Source organism: Curvibacter sp. Hmag1.1 (assembly GCF_059769165.1).
Map to the genome: position 1 here is coordinate 3,168,397 of NZ_JBMBGX010000002.1, position 17,306 is coordinate 3,185,702.

Annotated in this window: 1 protein-coding gene and 3 pseudogenes; 2 read left to right on the forward strand and 2 right to left on the reverse strand. The window is 56.1% G+C overall.

Annotation, left to right across the window (positions count from 1 at the left end; translation table 11 throughout):
* Positions 1–506 precede the first annotated feature (506 nt).
* Positions 507–812 (forward strand): annotated as a pseudogene (locus tag ACOAP0_RS15460) (ATP-binding protein); the annotation flags it as partial.
* A gap of 145 nt (positions 813–957) precedes the next feature.
* Here ACOAP0_RS15460 and ACOAP0_RS15465 read toward each other — a convergent pair.
* Positions 958–1,050: pseudogene (locus ACOAP0_RS15465) on the reverse strand (transposase); the annotation flags it as partial.
* Between the two features lie 494 nt (positions 1,051–1,544).
* Positions 1,545–16,502, reverse strand: a complete 14,958-nt coding sequence (locus tag ACOAP0_RS15470) for a VCBS domain-containing protein (RefSeq protein WP_498377129.1) — start codon at positions 16,500–16,502, stop codon at positions 1,545–1,547.
* 499 nt (positions 16,503–17,001) lie between these two features.
* Between ACOAP0_RS15470 and ACOAP0_RS15475 the strand changes: the two are divergent.
* Positions 17,002–17,259: pseudogene (locus ACOAP0_RS15475) on the forward strand (IS3 family transposase); the annotation flags it as partial.
* Positions 17,260–17,306: the final 47 nt, after the last annotated feature.

Sequence of the window (17,306 nt, forward strand, 5' to 3'; positions counted from 1 at the left end):
TAGACTCGATGATGAAGCCGAAGATGGTTGCTGGATCCATAGTGGCAAGTGACACGCAAGCAGGGCCTAGCAGCTAAGCACCCTTGCCGGACGGTCCATGAATGCGGTGCAGAGTACTAAAACAGTATGTCCCTAACTCAGAAACAAGCCGCTCCAACTGCAACAGTCGCCGACGCATGCATCGCAAGTTGATACAGCCCTCAGAGATTGCGCGACCTGCTGACGGTGACAGAGTCAACAGCACTATCCTGTTAAGTTCAGGCCATGTCAAAACCACCTGCACTCAAAGGTTCTGTCGTGAGTCCCTCTTTCAATGTCCCATTGGTAGAGGGGCAGATGCCCGGTGATTACCGGTTTTGCGATGGCAGTTGCAAAGCCAACCGGCCTGAAGAAGGGGGTGTGGCTGTATCTTCAACCAAGTGGTTGTGTGCCCGATGCTGGCCACAGTTTCAAAGTCGGTGGCGCCAGAAGAGACCCGGCTAATCAGCGTCGCCTTCTAGGTGACCTTGCCCATGAATCGGGAACAGGCCAATCTTCTGTTCCAAGTCATTGCCAAACGCTATGAAGTGGGAAGTCTCATCTTGACCTCCAATCTGCCGTTTGGGCAATGGGACCAGACGTTTGCAGACGATGCAACGCTGACAGCGGCGCTACTTGACCGACTGCTCCACCACGCCCATGTGGTCCCGATCTCAGGAGACTCCTATCGCCTGAAAGATAAGCGGCGTGCCGGTGCGATTGCCGCCAGTAGCAAAGCCCTACTCAAACGAAAACGCAGTCACCTTGATACACAGGAGGAGCAAACAGCCTAAAGGCGCCAAGCATTCAGTGGCTCGCCACTGCCTGCTTGAAACAAGACAGACAAAGACAAAACAGCAAATCGCCCCACACAACGGTGCATCAAATCCACGCCGCGTTTGCGTTCCACAACTGTATCAAATCGAAACTGTGTTTGACGCCATGCCTGCAGCACAGCTCGGCGACCGCAAGGCCCGCTTCCGCTTCCTGCAAGAAGCCAATGATTTGTTCTTCGGTAAATCTCTTCTTCACATCCAATCTCCTGTCGTATGGTATTGGACTCCAACATCATTTGCTACTCAAATACGGGGGACATAGATTCTACGCAGAGGAAGTTTGCAAGCGACAGACCGTATATGGGGAAATTTGTGAAGCTGGAGCCAATCACCAAGCAGCAGGCACCGTCTATCTAGACTCCCCAGGACTGTTCAAGCGGTCAATGCTTGGGGGGCGTTTCGTCAGTTATCAGGACCGAGAACATTACAGGGTACAAGGTGACTTACAGGTATGGCGCTAAGACGGCTGTGGCCGAGACGGACGAAGCCCCAACGGGAATCACTATCGAGTTGGTTAAAGAGACCTGCATTGACAAGGCAAGGTGCAGGCCATTGAGGACCGGTTCGGACTAAAGGAAAGCAACGGTGGAATTTAGACTGATCGCGTGATAAACGTTTCACCAAATGTGCCGGCCTTCAAGCCTGCGACGCAAGACGGCTCAAGCTTGAATGCCGGCACATTGGCAAGGCTTATGCGAGCACAGCACTCGCCATGCCGTTCGCCACATACAGCTTCAGGGTTTCGTTATTGCTGATGATTTGGTACAAGGCATAACCCGCCTGATCACTGCTTTGCTGCAAAGCCCAGTTGTCAGTTGAAAGCAGATTCACGCGGTCATTGGCATCGCCATTGACGGTAAAGGTGCGGGTGCTGGCCATGTCTGTGACTTCACGCAGCCAGGCGGCGGTCATTTGCAGGGTGTTGCCAAGTGCCCCATTGGTGGTGCTGCCGGTCAGATCGACCACCTCAAGGCTGCTGAACTGAGCGTCGACGTTGCTGGGTTTGTAAAGAGTAACGCCATCGACATCCGCACCCAGTGCCAGCGTGTCAGTGCCAGAACCACCATGGATTTGCAGGCCCTCACTGCCGGTCATGCCAGTTTTCATCAAGCGGAATGTGTCATCGCCTGCGCCGCCCATCATGAAGGGGCGCAGACTGCTGTCCAGCACAAAGGTGTCATTGCCGCCCAGACCCAGCAGCCAAGCTTCTTGTGATTGGCTCGCGTACAGCGTGTCGGCACCGACTGTTCCGCGCAGTAGGCGCTCACCGCTGGTTTGGTTGTTGTTTTGGAAGGTGAAGTACATGGATTCGATGCCAGTGGCGGTGCTGGTTTCACTAGTCTCCATACCACCGGCAAAGCGCTTGGCGGTAATGTCGCCCGTGCTTTGGTCAAAACTGAAAACCCAGTCGCTCGCATAACCGTCAGCATCGGCTACAAATCGGCCATTGGTCCAGCTGCCATTGGCACTTTGGATGTGCAGGCGATGGCTGGCGTCCACCCAGCCTCGGGCATCTGCGCCATGCAGGTGCGCGCCAAGGGCATCGGTGCCGTCACCACCGTTGAGGATGTCGTTACCGCCGCTGAGCCAAATCAGGTCGTCACCAGCGCCGGCGTTGATGCTGTCGCTGCCACCTTCGCCAAAAATCTCATCAGAACCGGCATGGCCTGTGATGGTGTCACTGCCATAACCCGCCTTGACGAGCACTCGCTTGTCCACCGCGACGTTAGATACGTCAAAGGTATCGCTGCGGAAGGAGCCTTGTTTGTACACATCGCCATTGACCGCGTCGGTGCTTGTGTAACCGTTTTTCCAAAGTTCAATGAAACTGCCGGGACTTTTCACACCTTGGTATTCGTTCGCGACATTGCGATACTGAATGTAAAACGCCATTGCCTCGATTTCGGCGGGCCAGTCATTGATGTTTTGACTGTTGCTGAAATTGGGCACCGTGAACACTTTGACCGCTTCGCTCACGCCCGCTTTGTAAAGGCTGATCGTGCGCACAGTGCCATCCGTGTTTGACGCATACGACAGGAAATACTGGTTCGCCTGCTCTTGCGTGGTCACATCTGTGGGCAGCATGAAGGGAATGCCGAGGACATCTCGGTCACCTGTACCGCCGTGGATGGTCACGTTATTGAAGGTAGAGTTGGCCGAAAGGCTAGTGGGCGCTGAGGCTGGATCGCTCGCCCAAGGCAAAATGACGTCGTTGTAGGAGGTGCCAGTGGCGCTGTTTTTGACCACCGCGTTCTTGCCCAGCAGCCAGTCGCCTGCAGTGATGTCCACCCGATGGAGTTGCAGGTTGGCGTTGACAGAACTGCTGGCGTTGTGGGTAATGGCACCATTATTCAGCTGCAGGCTGTCGACGTGGATACGCCAACCGGCGTCTGAAGCATCTTGAGCGGTGTAATCAAAAACAAATTCCAAAGTGGTTTGCACCATATCAACTGTGCTGCCAGAACGTTGGAAACTTGCCATGACCGTGCGGCTCTGAGTGCCGTCAGGGCTGATGAGCGTGAGCTGCAACTGCGGTGTGCCGGTGATGCGCACCGCATCGGACATCTCGACAGTGAAGCGAGCACCACCATCGCCTGGGATGATGAACTGGTTGTTCTGAGAACGAACCCGCATAACCACAGGGGCGGGGAGATTGATGGGTTGTTCGATGATTCCACCGCCAGATCCTCCTTCGTAGGTGATATTGCCCACAGCGCTGGCGCGCGAATCGAGCAACAACTGCACACCGTTGGTGTGTTCCAGCAGCTTGTAGGTCTGGTTGTTGTAGCTGACGGTGCTGGTTTTTTGTGTCCAGCCACTAGTATCGGTCAGGTTCACAGTCGTGTTGCCTGACGTGGCGGTCAACAAGAATTGTTGCTTGCTGGCATCCAGGCTGCTGATAGCGCTGCCCCAAGCGTTGGTGTTGCTGCCCACCAGCTTGGAGATATCGGATGCGGCCAGTTGCACGTAGCCACCCTGGCTCAAATTCAGGCCTTCGATGTTTTGGAGCACACGCGAGGGGTTGATGCTGTTGCTGTTCGACTCGAAGGCCTGACTGAGTTGACCGCTCACATAGGTGCTCAGCTCCAACACATCGCGGCCTGATCCACCGTCAATCAGAAGCGCTCTGTTTTCATAGCGCCAGTCATTGGTGTGCAACCAGCCACTGCTCAGAGTGATGGTGTCGTTGCCAGTGCCCGCCAACACAACATCGGCGGCACTCAGGGCATCGTCGCCTGCTGTGCCGACCTTGAAGGTGTTGGTGTTACGCCCGCTGCTGTTGTCGTCCAGACGCCACTGCAAGCGTTCCATGTTTTTGGCCATGGCGACGTTGCGCCCCAGCGCCAGATCGAACACGGCGATGCGGTTGCTGCCATCTGTGCCGTAATCGCTGGCAAGACGATAGCGCTCCACCCAGCCGTTGGTATCGGGCACAAAGCTTCCCGTGTTCCAGCTGCCACTGGCAGAGTAGACGTGGATGACGCCTGATGCATCGACTGTAATTTTTTTCTCTTGCCCGGGCAGGTCAAAGCGCAGGGTGTCGGTGCCCTCGCCACCGTCAATGGCGTCGTTACCGCCACGGATGACCACTTGGTCATCGCCTTTACCTGCGCTGATGAGGTTGTCGCCCCCACCACCGCGAATCAGGTCAATGCCATCATGGCCGACGATGATGTCGTTGCCCTGTTCGCCTTCAATGAAGATGCGTTGCGCCACATCGCGGCCGGACACATTGAGGGTGTCGTCTCCTAGGCTACCCTGAAGCCAACGTTGGTTGAGGTTGCCTGGTTCAATGTATTCGTGCGCGCCAAGAGTGAGAAGAACCATATCGCGATCAGCAAACTGCACTTGACCTGCGCTGTCTTTATAAACCGCATGGAAGAGCAACTGCTCGACACCTGTCGGCCAATTGTTGTCGGCAGGTACGGTGTAGGTGTCCACCGTGGCGCTGCCGTTTTTGAGCAAGACCTGGCGCACCCCCGCTTCGGTGACGTTGTAGCTCAGGCTATAGGCCTGCGCTGCGCTGCTGCTGGTGACGCTGCTGGGCAGTAACACGGTCATTGCCAAGATGTCGCGATCGCCTTCGCCACCAGTGGCCGAGATGCCGGTCAACTGGTGTGGGGTGTTTTCAGGCGTTTTGAACCAAGGGGTCAACAGGTTGTTCCCTGCGTCGCCCGTGCTCGCGATCAGGCCTTCTGGATAAATCCAAGTGAATGGCGTGAAGAAGCTTGAGTTGCTAAGGGTGGTGTTGGCGGCCACTACACCGGCGCTGTCATAGGCGGTGATGGTGCCACCATTGAGGTCGAGTGCCGTGACGCTGATTTGACCTTTGACACCCGCTGATGGACGGTAAACAAACTCCAAAACCTGTTGACCACCTATTTGGTTACTGATGGCCTCGTAGTTGGCGTACACCGTGCTGGTCGCGCTGCCATCGCCCAGAGTCAGCGTCAAGCGGGGCGTGCCGGTAATGCGAACGTTGTCTGTGTATTTGATAGTGAAACGCATATCGGTATTACCCGCCAACTCTATTTTGTCAAAGCTGGTGGCGGTGTAGTCGATGGTGGGCGCATCGATGGCATTTATGGCGTAAGTCCCCACGCCATTCAAGTCATTGCCTGCCAAATCTTGTACGGCCTTGGCATCGTCATTGCTGCTGGGGTCGGTGTAAGTGACTTGAACACTTTGACCTTGTTTGGCAGCAGTGCCCAAAGTGAGTACCAAGGCACTGGCGTTGGTGGTGGAGACGGCCACGCCTTGGACCACCGAGCTACTGCCGTTCACCATCACTTTGAAAGCCTCTGTCGACGGCAAATTGGCGGCATCCAGTGCTTCGCTGGCCTGCAAAACCACGGTGTTGCCACTGGCATAACTCGTCCCGAGCGAAGGCGGTAAAGTATCCCCCACGGTGATGGTGTTGGAGTTTTCTATCACATCGCTAATGACAACGGGACGGTTGTTTGCGGCATCAAACATTCCCACTGAGCCACGGTTCATGGTCCCCACGGTGATGCCACCTTGGGTGTCGGAATCGTCAGCCTGGATGTAGTAGTCATACACCAGTTTGTTGCTGCTGAAGCCCGATGTCGTCGAGCCATTGCTAGAGCTGGCCTGGAGATTGAGGTAAGCGTAACGGGTTTTACCGCCGATATCCAAAGTCACATAACCGTTGGAAACACCAGATTGATAGACCTTGATCGTGTCAGTCATCGGTATTTCAACCCGAATACGGTCATGCTCCACCAAAGGATGGCTGGTTTCGGTGTAGGTGCTGGTATTTGTGCTGCTGCTCCAAGTTTTTTTGAATCCTGTGACCGTGGCTGTGCCAAATGTGGGCCGGGTGATGTCGGCAGGCAGATCAATGCTCAGATCGGCACTCGGGCTGTTGCCCGCTAGGTCGGCCACGCCCGATTTGTCAAACACCAGCTTGTCACCTTGCTGCACATTGCTGCCCGTGCCCAATGACAGGCTGAATGTGAAAGCGCCGCCACTAGCTTCGAATGTGGGCAGTGTGCTGACCTGGGTCCCACTGATGGAGGTGCCTGAACGGCTGTACCAATCTGCGGCCAACAACACGCCTTCGCGGGGCACGGCTTGACTCACTGTGGTTTGGTTGGTGCTTGCACTCCACCAAGTTTGAGGGTCAGAGCCCGTCACGCTGTTGACCGGGGTCAACACATAGCTGGCATAGCCGCTGGGTCGCCAGAAATAAAACTCCTGCCCAGTGGCGCTGTCGGTATGTTTGTAAGCGGCGTAATTGGCATCTGGCGTCAAGCTCACGCCGCTGACATATGAAAACCCGCTGAACATGGGCAGTCCTACGTTCTGACCCTGGCTGCTGCTCCATAAGGTTTTGTATGTGCCATTGGCTTGTGCGCTGAAACCAGTGACCGCAATTTCGCTGGGATAAGTGGCCTCGACGGTAGCCCCGGCGCCCAGGTTGCGAGTGACGGTGCCGTCTGCACTGGTGACTTTGACCAAGCCATGAGTAAAGGCTTGCTCCAGTTGATCGACTCGTATGGCTTCGTTGAACTTGAAGCTGATGGTGTCGGCGATGAGCGATGTGGCCAGAACACCACGGTCATCGCTGTAGATTTTGGCGATGGTGGGTGGTGTTTGGTCTGCGGCGATGATGATGCTGTTGGTGACTTCTGCCAAATCAATGGGTGGGGTGAACCTGTTTCCGGCTGCGTCAGTCAGATTGCTGTTGTTGCGGTTGTAGGCTCCCAGTTGAATGCCGCCGCTAACGTCCACATCGCCATCTTTGACGATGTAGTCGAACACCAAGGTGCTGCTGGTGGTAGCGCTATTTTTGAAGCTTTCAGCACGGTTGATGGTGGCTTGGCGAATCAAAGTGTCGAGCAATAGACTCACACTTGGATCGGTGTTGGCAGACACACTCACCGCCTCGGCCATGGCCAGGGTTACGCGAATCTTGTCGCCGATCACCAATGCACCGGATTTGGCATTGCCTTGTGCGTCCATGCCCACCAAGGTGGCAGGTGTGTTGGCAGACACTGTGGGGCGCGTTATGTCGGCAGGCAAAGTGAACTGCACATCGGTGCTGGCAGCATTACCGGCCACGTCTTTGACCGAGCCTTTGTCAATGACCAGTACATCGCCTGCTTGGGCGGTGCTGCCAGTACCCAAGGCCAGTAAGAAGGTGCGGCCATAGCCTTGCGTCTCGATGTTGGCATTGCTCAATTTCGGGGCATTGGCCCATGGATCAGTGCCATCGGTCAATGCACCAGCTTTGCTGTACCAAGCGCTCACACCCAGCACCGCATTGCGGCTGGACGGGTCTGTGCTGCTGCTGGTACCCGCCAAGAACCAAGGCAAGGCGTTGCCATTGCCATCCACGGGGCTGCTTTGCGAGACGATCCAGCTTGCCCAGCCGTTTTGTTGCCAGATGTACCACTGCGTGCCATCGCTGGCGGTGCGGGTGTAGATGGTGCTGCTGGTGTTGACGGTGAAGTTGTTGGGGCTGCTCAGGCCAAAACCGTTCGCAAAGTTGACCGCCGGGCTGGTGCCCGTGGCAGTGTTGTAGGTGCTGGTGTAAGTGCCGTCAGCGCCTGAACTTAAACCGCTGACCAATAGGCTGTTGGGGGTGTAGGCATCGAGTACGGCCCCATTGCCCAGGCTGTGCAAGGTACCAGTACTGTCTTGCATCTTGATTTGGCCTTGGGTCATGGCGGTTTTGATATCGTCCACCTTGACCGATTCGCTGAAACGCAACATCACCGTGTCTGCCAGTGTGCCATGCAGCACACCTCGGTCGTAGCTCTTGGGCGCCTCGGCTTGCAATGAACTTGCTGTCGGCGGTGTGGTGTCTGCCGTCACATTCAGGTTGAAAGTGGTCGAAGTGCTGAGGTTGCCGTCATAGGCTGATACCCTGACGATCAAATTGGTGGCGCTCAGGCTGCTGGTGCTGCTGCCGTCTTTGATGCTGAAACTGCGGGTATTGCTGTCAAAACTCAGCCAACTTGGCAGAGTTGACCCATCGGCCAGCGTAGCGGTGTAGCTGAGCGTGTCGTTTTCTGCATCGGAGAAGGCGGGCACGATGTAACCGCTCCAGTTTTGGCCAATGCCGATGGTTTGCGTGCTCAAAGCGCTGGCAACGGGCGCTTCGTTCACATTGGTGACACTCAGGCTGAAGTCTTGACTCAATGCCGTACTGAAGGTGAGCGTGTTGTCCTGTGCTTTGACGGTGACGGCGTATTGGGTTTTGCCTGACTCATAGTTCAGCACGGTGCCTGCTTTGAGGTAGAGGGCGTTTGCATCGATTTCAAAGGAAGCTTTGTCAGCACCATCAAGCGTGAGGGTGTTGCCGCCCTGTGCATCGTCCGTGATGGCGATGTCGGCCACTTTGACGCGTGACGTGGTGCTTGTGTTTTCCTGCAAAGAGGTCACGGTGTTGTTCAGATCCAATGATGTGGGCGCTTCATTCACGTCAGTCAGGTTGATGGTGACTTCTTTCGTAGTAAAGTTGCCCACTGCATCGGTGGCTTTGACTTTGACTGTGTAGGTTTTCTTGTCTGTTTCGTAATCCAAGGTACGTTTGGGTTTGAGTAGTCCCTGCCATGCCAGTGCCAAGTCGTCCTCCGTTGTGCTTGGAGTGAACAGTGGGTTGTCGGTGCCGCCGTCCACCAAACTCCATGTGAGGCGGCTGGCGTCGGTGGCAGTCAGTTGAACACCTTTGGTGGAGAGTTCTGCGAGGCTGAGGGGGCTAGAGGAAATCTCGGGATTGGCGTTGTCCACCAAGTAGTCGCTGGTGCTTTGGCCTACGGCTGTTTGCAACAAGTCCAAGCCGCTGGTGTTGCCTTTGATGCTGGCATCGGTGGGTAAAACAATGGATTTAATGCTGATGGCATTGCCATTGTTGTTGGCAGGCACAATGGCTGTGAAAATCGCCACAGCATTGTTGCCTTGGACCATGTTCTTGAATGTGGCGGTCACATCTGCGCCGTTGATGTTCAGGGTGAGCGTGGGATTGCCTGTGATGGTGACGGGCTCGGTGAACTGAACTTCCAAGTCAAGAACATCGCCTGATTTGCCAACAGATTTGGACGCCACATTGAATGGCGCTATCAAAGCAATCACGGGTTTGTCCACCACGCGCAAGCTGAAGGTTTGTGTGGCTTTGGCGTTGCTGCCATCGGTGCGGGTGACGGTGACGTCTTGGGCGTCTCGGGTGTTGGTGTAAGTGCCCGTGATGACTCCATTGGCATCAATGCTCAGGCCCATAGCGCCTGTGCCACTCAGGTTGTAGGTGGCCGTGTCACCTGCATCGGCATCGTTGAAGGCGCTGGACACGTCAAGCCTGAAATTCACATTTTTGACGGCAGTTTGCGCATTCAATGTGCCCACTACCGTGGGCGCGTCGTTGGTGCCTGTGACTGTGAGGGTCGTGATTTGTGGCACGCTGCCGCCTTTGCCATCGTTCACGCTGTAACTGGCAGTGATGGTTTGTGTGGCCCCCGATTTGAGGCTGTCGAAGGCTGCATGGGCGGTGTCAACGCTGAGGGTTTTGCCATCGGCGCTCAAGGTGACGCCTGAGGGCAGGTCTGCGCCGTTGTTGCCTGTGGCTGCATTGCTTACTTTGTACGTGATGCCTGTCACGCTCAGGATATCGCCTGTGTCCACGTCGCTGGCGCCATGCAGCAGGTTGATGCTGACGGGCGTGTTGTTAGTGTTGGATTCAGTCACGGCCTGGGTAATGGCTGCGCTGACAGTGGGCGCGTCGTTGGTGCCAGTGACGATGATGGTGGCTTTTTGGGCCACAGTGGCTTTTTGGTCGTCTTGGATGAGGTAGCTGACCAGGATGTCGCGCTTGACGCCTTGGGCCAAGCTGTTGAATGCGGCGCTGGCAGGGTCAATGTTGAGTGTTTTGCCGTCGGTGCCGAGAGTCAAACCAGCGGGCAGTATGGTGCTCACGTTGCCTGTGCCCACTTTGTAGGTTATGTCCGTCACCTTCAAGGTGGCGGTTTCTGAGGCTGTGCCAACGCCATCGATATCTCTGGCGCCTTGTAGCAAATTGATGCTAATGGGCGCGGTGGAGGTGTTGGATTCGGTCGCGGTTTGGGTGATGGCCGTGCTGTCGTTGCTGGCGGTGAGGACGGGCGCGTCGTTGCTGCCTGTCAAGTTGATGGTCAACTGTGTGCGGGCTTTTTGGCCCGTGCTGTCGGTCAGCTCGTAGGTGAAAGTGTCGGTCGCTTTTTCATTGGCCTTGAGGGCTTGCACGGCGCTGGCATCGTTTTTTAGCGTGTAGATGTAGCTGCCATCAGCGCCGAGCTTGAGGCTGCCAAAGGTGCTTGTGAGTGTGGCCGCGCCGCTACTGGCTGTGCTGCTGGTGCTGACAGCTTTGAGTGTGCTGGTACCTGTCACTGTGCCCACGTCAGCCGATGTGACGCTGAAGCTGCTGGCGCTGCGGCTGTCGTTGCCCAGCACATTTCCCGAGGCAATGGCTTGGCCCACGGCTATCCCTGTGGGGCTGATGCCTGCTTCCACCACCTGGTTGGTATCTGCGGTTGAGACTGGGGCGGCGGGCAGTGACAAATTGAGCGTGATGTCTTGACTGACAGTGCCGCCTTTGCCATCGCTGGCGCTGATGCGCACGGTGGTGGTGCCCGTGATCCCCTCGGGTGGGGTTCCGCTGACGGTGCGGTTGACAGGGTCAAACTTGAGCCAAGTGGGCAAGGTGTCTGTGGTGGAGCTGCTGTCGTTGCCTGTGACTTGCAGGGCGCTCAAGCTGAAGGTGTCGGCATCTGGGTCGGTGAACAGGCCCGTGGGCACGGTCCAGGTAAACGCCTTGCCCGTTGCCAAGGTGAAACTGGTGGGCACTGTGACGCTGGTGCTGAGCACCGGCGCGTCGTTGCTGCCGGTGACTTGCACGACCAACTGGCTTTGAGCCGTTTGACCCGTGCTGTCTTTGAGCTGATAGGTGAACACATCGCTCACCACCTGGTCTGATTTGAGACGCTGAGTGGCGGTGGCAGCGTTGTCTAGAGTGTATGTATATGAGCCGTCGGCACCGAGTTGGAGGCTGCCATAGATGCCTTTCAGCGTGGTGACGTTACTTCTGGATGAACTGCTACCACTTTGAGCTTTGATGGGAAAGACAAGCATGGCCGTCCCCCCGTCGAGCGCAGTGACGCTCAACATAGCTTTGTCGGTGTCGGTCTCGTCGTTGTTCGTAACATTGCCAGAGGCAATCGCTGTACCTGCGAAGACGTTCCCAGATGAGTCGATGCCGCTTTCTGTGACGCTGGATTGGTCAACAACTGCCACGGTTGCGCCTGTGGGGTTGATGGCTAGGGTGAATGTTTGTGAGGTGGACAAAGACGTGGATGCCGTGCCGTCGCTGGCCGTGACTTTGATGCTCAACTGGCTGGCGGTGCTAGAGGCAGGGGCTGTGCCGCTGAAGCTGCGGGTGCTTGGGGTAAAGCTCAACCAAGTGGGAAGTGCCTCGCCGTCGACCAAGGTGGCGCTATAGCTGAGGGTATCGCCTTCGGGGTCGGTGAAGGCGTTGGCATCGAAGCTGTAGTTGAAACTGCCGCCCGCAGTGGCGGTGGCACCGAGCAGGGCTTTGGTGGTGTTGACTTGCGGCGCATCGTTGCTGCCTGTGAGGTTGAAGGTGGCGGTTTGCGCCACGCTGCCGCCCTTGCCGTCGCTGATGGTATAGCTAGCCACGATGGCTTTGGTATCGCCCGATTTCATGTTGTTGTAGTCGGGGTGGCGCGTGTCTAAGCGCAAGAGACCGTCTAACCCCAGGCTGATGCCTGCGGGCAGGTCTGCGCCGTTGTTGCCTGTGACTGAGCCAGCGACGGTGTAAGTGACGTTAGACACGCTGAGGGTGTCGCCTGGGTCTGCATCTTTGGCGCCTTGCAGTAGGTTGATACTGGACAGGCCCGTACTTTCGCTGGCGTTTTGTGCGAGGGCTGTGCTGTTGGTGGCGGTGTTGACGGTGAGTGTGGGCGCGTCGTTGGTACCCGTGATGGTAAGGGTGGCGCTTTGTTTGACGGTGGCGCCTTGGGCGTCTTTGACGAGGTAGCTGACCACAATGTCGAGCTTGGCACCTTGGGCCAGACTGTTGAAGGCGGCGTGAGCGGGGTCAATGCTCAGGGTTTTGCCGTCAACGCTCAGGGTCAAACCAGCGGGCAGCGTTGTGCTGGCGGCGCCTGTGCCTACTTTGTAGGTGAGGTTCGTCACGCTCAGGGTGGCAGTCTCACCCATGTCCACGTCACTGGCGCCTTGCAGCAGATTGACGCTGACGGGGTCAGTCCTGGTGTTGGATTCGGTGACGACTTGGGTAATGGCTGTGGTGCTGACCGTAGGCGCGTCGTTGCTACCCTTGATGGTGATGGTAGCTGAGACGGGGTCTGTAGCACCAGAAACCCAGAACTTCAAGGATTCGGTGGGCTTGTCATCCGCCTTGAGACTGTTGGCGGCCTCGTTGTTGAGTGTGTAGGTGTAGCTGCCGTCGGAGTTGATCGTCCATTTGCCGTAGCTGCCCACGACTTCGGTGTCTGTGTTGCCGCTCAGGGTGACTTCGGCATTCGTGCCAAACTGCACTTTGCTGATGGTTTTGCTGTCGGTGATCTCGCCTCCCTTGAGCAGCTTACCGCTGGCGGAGGCTTTGCCTGCTGAGGGTGTGTTCGCACTGGTCAAGCCCGCTTCGATCACATTGAGCGCCAGGTCGGCAGGGGTGTCTTTGATGCTGCCGTCTAACTTGAGGGTGGAGACGGCAGCCACTTGGGGCGAAGTGACGATGGCAGCGGTGCCTAAAGCGACATCTTTGATAACGGCTTTGTTGGTGCCTGTGCCCAATTGCAAGGCGTTGGCATTCAAAGCCACGCCATCGCCGTCCTGATCCTCAGCCACCACTTTGTAGCTGAAGATCAGTTGCTTGCGGTCGGCTGAAATGCTTGCAAAGTCGGCTTGACGCGTTGTACCGTCTACATCAATGGCGAGTTTCAAAGAGGTGGTGTTGTTCACCGTCACTGCTTTGTCAAAGTTGACGACGGCGGTGAGTGTGTCGCCTTGGATCAAGGTGCCGCTGCGGTTGCCTTGAAGCGTGATGCTGTCGATTTTGGCTGCGGCAGGTGGCGCTTCGATGCTGAAGGCTTGGGTGACTTTGTCGTTGGTGTTGCCCGCCACGTCGGTGACTGTGGCTGTGACGGTGAAGTTGCCTGTGCCCAGTTTGATCAGGTCGGCTTTACTCAGGGTGACGCTGTCGGGGCTGTTGCCTGCTGCGCTGGTGAAGGTTTTGGTGACGGTCTTGGCGGCATCCGAGCCGTTCGTGAACGTGATGCTGCCGCTGCTACCTTTTTCTGCGACAAAGCTGTAGCTCAAGCTCTTGCCGCTGTTGATGATGGATTGCTCGGTCAGGCTGATTTTGTTGTCGCCTGCCACAGCGCCCAAGGTGACTTGGGCTTGGGTGTCTACCAACAAGGCGCTGGTAGCGCTGGCTTGTACGTCAGCAGCATCGATGTTGACCTTAACCACATAACCGCCTTTGAGGTTAGCAGCGTCAGCGGCGGCTAGCGTGGCATTCCAGCTGCCGTTGTTCAAGCTGGTCACTTTGGCCTGCACCGCTGTACTGCCATTGATGTGCCTGAGCCAGACCTGCATATCCGCCGCTGTGACGCTGGTGCTGCCCTCACCACTCAAGCTGCCCGAGAGGGTGATGTCTGACTTGATGTCTTCGCCATTGAGCAGGTTGTCGCCGCCCACTTTGTCGATGCCGATGGACACAGCGCCCACGGTGAACGACCAGATGCCGTCACTGGCGAGTGCGCTGGTGCTGATGGCGTTGCCCGCTTTGTCGATCACGGGGCTTCCTGTGGCCACGATGGTATAGTTGCCGGCGGTCAAGGTGGTTAAGCTGGTGGGCAGAGCGTAGCTCATGGAGAGTTCGTCGCTGGACACGGTGCCGTCGGCGGCTGCCCAGCTGGCGATGGTGTTCCCATTGGCGTCTTTGAGTGTCAATCCGCCTGTGCTGCCTTTGTTGATGGCTTCGCCAAAGCTCAGGCTGACGCTACGCACGCCCGCATTGCCCACGATGCTGTTGTCAATGGGCACTTGGGCCAACACCACGGGGGCGGTAGTGTCTACAAAGACGGGCAGGCCGTTGTAGCCGTTCAGGCTCTGGTCGGCGGCGTTGTCGGCCATGTCTTTGATGGTGGCGCCTGTCAGTCCCACCACGCTCACGCCTTGCGTGTCGTTGAGGTTGTTGCCCACGGTGTATTCAAACACCAGACTGCGGGTGCCGCTCTTGTCGGCGTTGTAGTTGGCGTTGACGGTCTGGCCGCCAATATTCAGTTGCAAAGTGCCGCCCTCGGTCACGCGCACGGCTTCGCTGGCGCTCAAGGTCACGCTCAGCGTGTCGCCCGCTTTGAGGATGGTTTTGGCTGCGCCTGCACTGTCCAGGCCCTCGATGCGGCTCACGCTCAGGCTGGGATGTGTGTTATCGAGCACCATGCTCACGTCGTTGGCAAAATAGTCTGTGCCAGTGACGCTGATTTGCGGCGCGTCGGTGCCCGCTTGGGTGAAGCTGGCTTTGTAGGTCAGGCCCGTGGTGTCAGAGGTGTCTACAGTCAACCCACCCAAGCTGCCACCTGTAACGCTCAGGGCGGTGGTCAGCTTGATCAATTGGTCTGTTGTCGGCACTTTGTCAAAGCGAAATTGCACCTCGGCTGTTTTGTCGTCGCCAATCAGGTTGCGGCTGCTGGTCATGAAGAAGGCCAGCGTGGTGTTGCCCGCGTTGGATGTTTGTGATGTCACCGCTTTGAGGGCAATGCCCGCAAGGTCTTTGGACAGGTCACTTCCCTGGGTTTGCGCCACTTCGGTCACTGCTTGCGACAACAAGTCCAGCAGCTCAGGGTCGTTGAAGTCGGTCTCGACTTTACCTGAGACAAGCGTGAAAGCGTTGGCCAGTTTATCCAAAGAAGAACCTGTGGCGTTCAAGGCACCGCCACGTTCGGCCACGGCATCCATGCCCGAGAGTAAGGCCAGTCCTTTTCCATATTTATCGTTGGTGTTGTTGCTGTCGCCTTTTCCAACGATATCGGGCGCATCTGTGTTGACGATATCTGAAACGCCCAAAAAGTCAGCGATCGCCTTATTGGCTGCTTGAATGTTTGTGGCCGAGGTATTAGCCAAGCTATTGCTATCACTACCGATACCAAGTACACGGGTAGCTAATTCAGTAGCCGTTGAAATTTGAGCTTTTTGTGTTTGGGTGGTGTCGGTTCCCACTTGCACCATGGCGCGTAAGTTGATTGAAAAGTCTTTGCTTTCGCCCGTGGCTTCGTCGGTATAGCCCTTACCGTCGGCCGTCACGTCTGTGGCTTTGAGCAACAGGACTTGTCCAGCGTATTTGGCGTCAATTTTGAATGCGTATTTGCCTTCTAAATCCGTGACGGTTCTGCTGACCTCTTCCCCTGCTTTGTTGTAAGCAATGATGGTTATGCCTGCCATGGCCTTACCCGCACTGAGGCTGCCACCGAATTCCATTAAACCAATTTCTCCGTTCCCGCCTCCGCCATTCGTACTTCCGCTGTTGCCGGAACCACTACCACTAGCAGCACTGACAACAATAGCACTAACCGCTATGGCGGCGGCAACAGCACCAGCAGATGCAGTTGTCACACCAATGGCCGTGCCTGTTGCAGCGGTTGCGGCTGTTGTAGCCTCAGTGACCGTAGTTGCAGCAGTACTACTGGCTTGTGCGATAAGCGTACCCCACGACGGAGTGTTGGCGCCCAAGGGGGCATCACTCAGATCAGCTGCAGCCAATTGGGCGCTTGCGCCATCTTGAAGCAGTGCATAAGTATCAATCGGAGTGGCCTCGGTGTTGACTATTGCATCTCCATCCGCCACATTGGGGTGGTAAAAACCTCTAACTTCGAGCAGGGGCTCCAAATGGTCATCTGCTAACAACAAGAGGGCATCACCTTTACGCTTGAGACTGAGAGCTATGCCCTTAATCTGCTTTTGACCCGCATACACCTGTCCATCCACTATGATTTTGAAGGCTTGGCCCGGCTGGACTGCAATTTTTCGGACTCCGTTTCCGCGACTGAGCAGTTCAATGGTTTGGGTAATTTGGCTGGATGTACTTGCTTTAGATGCGGAAAAAAAGGTCATGCTTACTCCAATTGAATAGGACGCAATGTGCTCTCAGCACGGGCTAGTGAATAGTTAAACGGGGATTGAAATGACTCACGCTCGCTCATTGGGGGAGGTAGCCATGGTCCATTTGCACTTGGAAATCAACTAGATATTGAGTTCATGGAAGGATGTTTTCAGATCGGTTATCAATGACATCAACCCCACTCCATCTGAGGGCGAAATCGCTCCAGAAGGTGCATTGGGCTAACTATCCATCCGTTCCAGTGACTTCATGTATTCCCCCTTGGTAAATGCGCGGGCTTTTGTTACACAAGCTCTTTTATTAAAAAACTGATTCCAACCATGCAGGCTTCGACAGGTTTTATCAATTAGGAGCAAAAATAGTCATCGCAAATGACCCTAAATAAACAATGTTTATGAAAATGGCTTGTCGGGCGCGTTCGTACTCTTAGGTTCGCCCGCAATCAGGTAGTGAATCGCCCCGGGTTTGAACTGACCCGCAGAAGTTGGAGCCATGAGAAGGTCAAGGAAGTTTTGCCCCGAAGTTCGCGAACGCACAGTGCGCATGGCGCAGCAACATCGTGGCGAATATCCTTACCTATGGGCCGCGATTGAGTCCATATCAGACAAGATAGGTTGAGTGCCCCAGACCTTGAATGAATTGGTTAAGAAAAGTGCTAGTGATTCAGGTGCGCGCGAAGGCGACACCAGCGATGAGCGTGAGCGCATAAAGGCCCTTAAACGCGAGGTCAAGGAACTGCGCCGTGCCAATTATGGCTGCCGCTTGAATAATGGGTCAATGGGGGAGCGGCATTGACA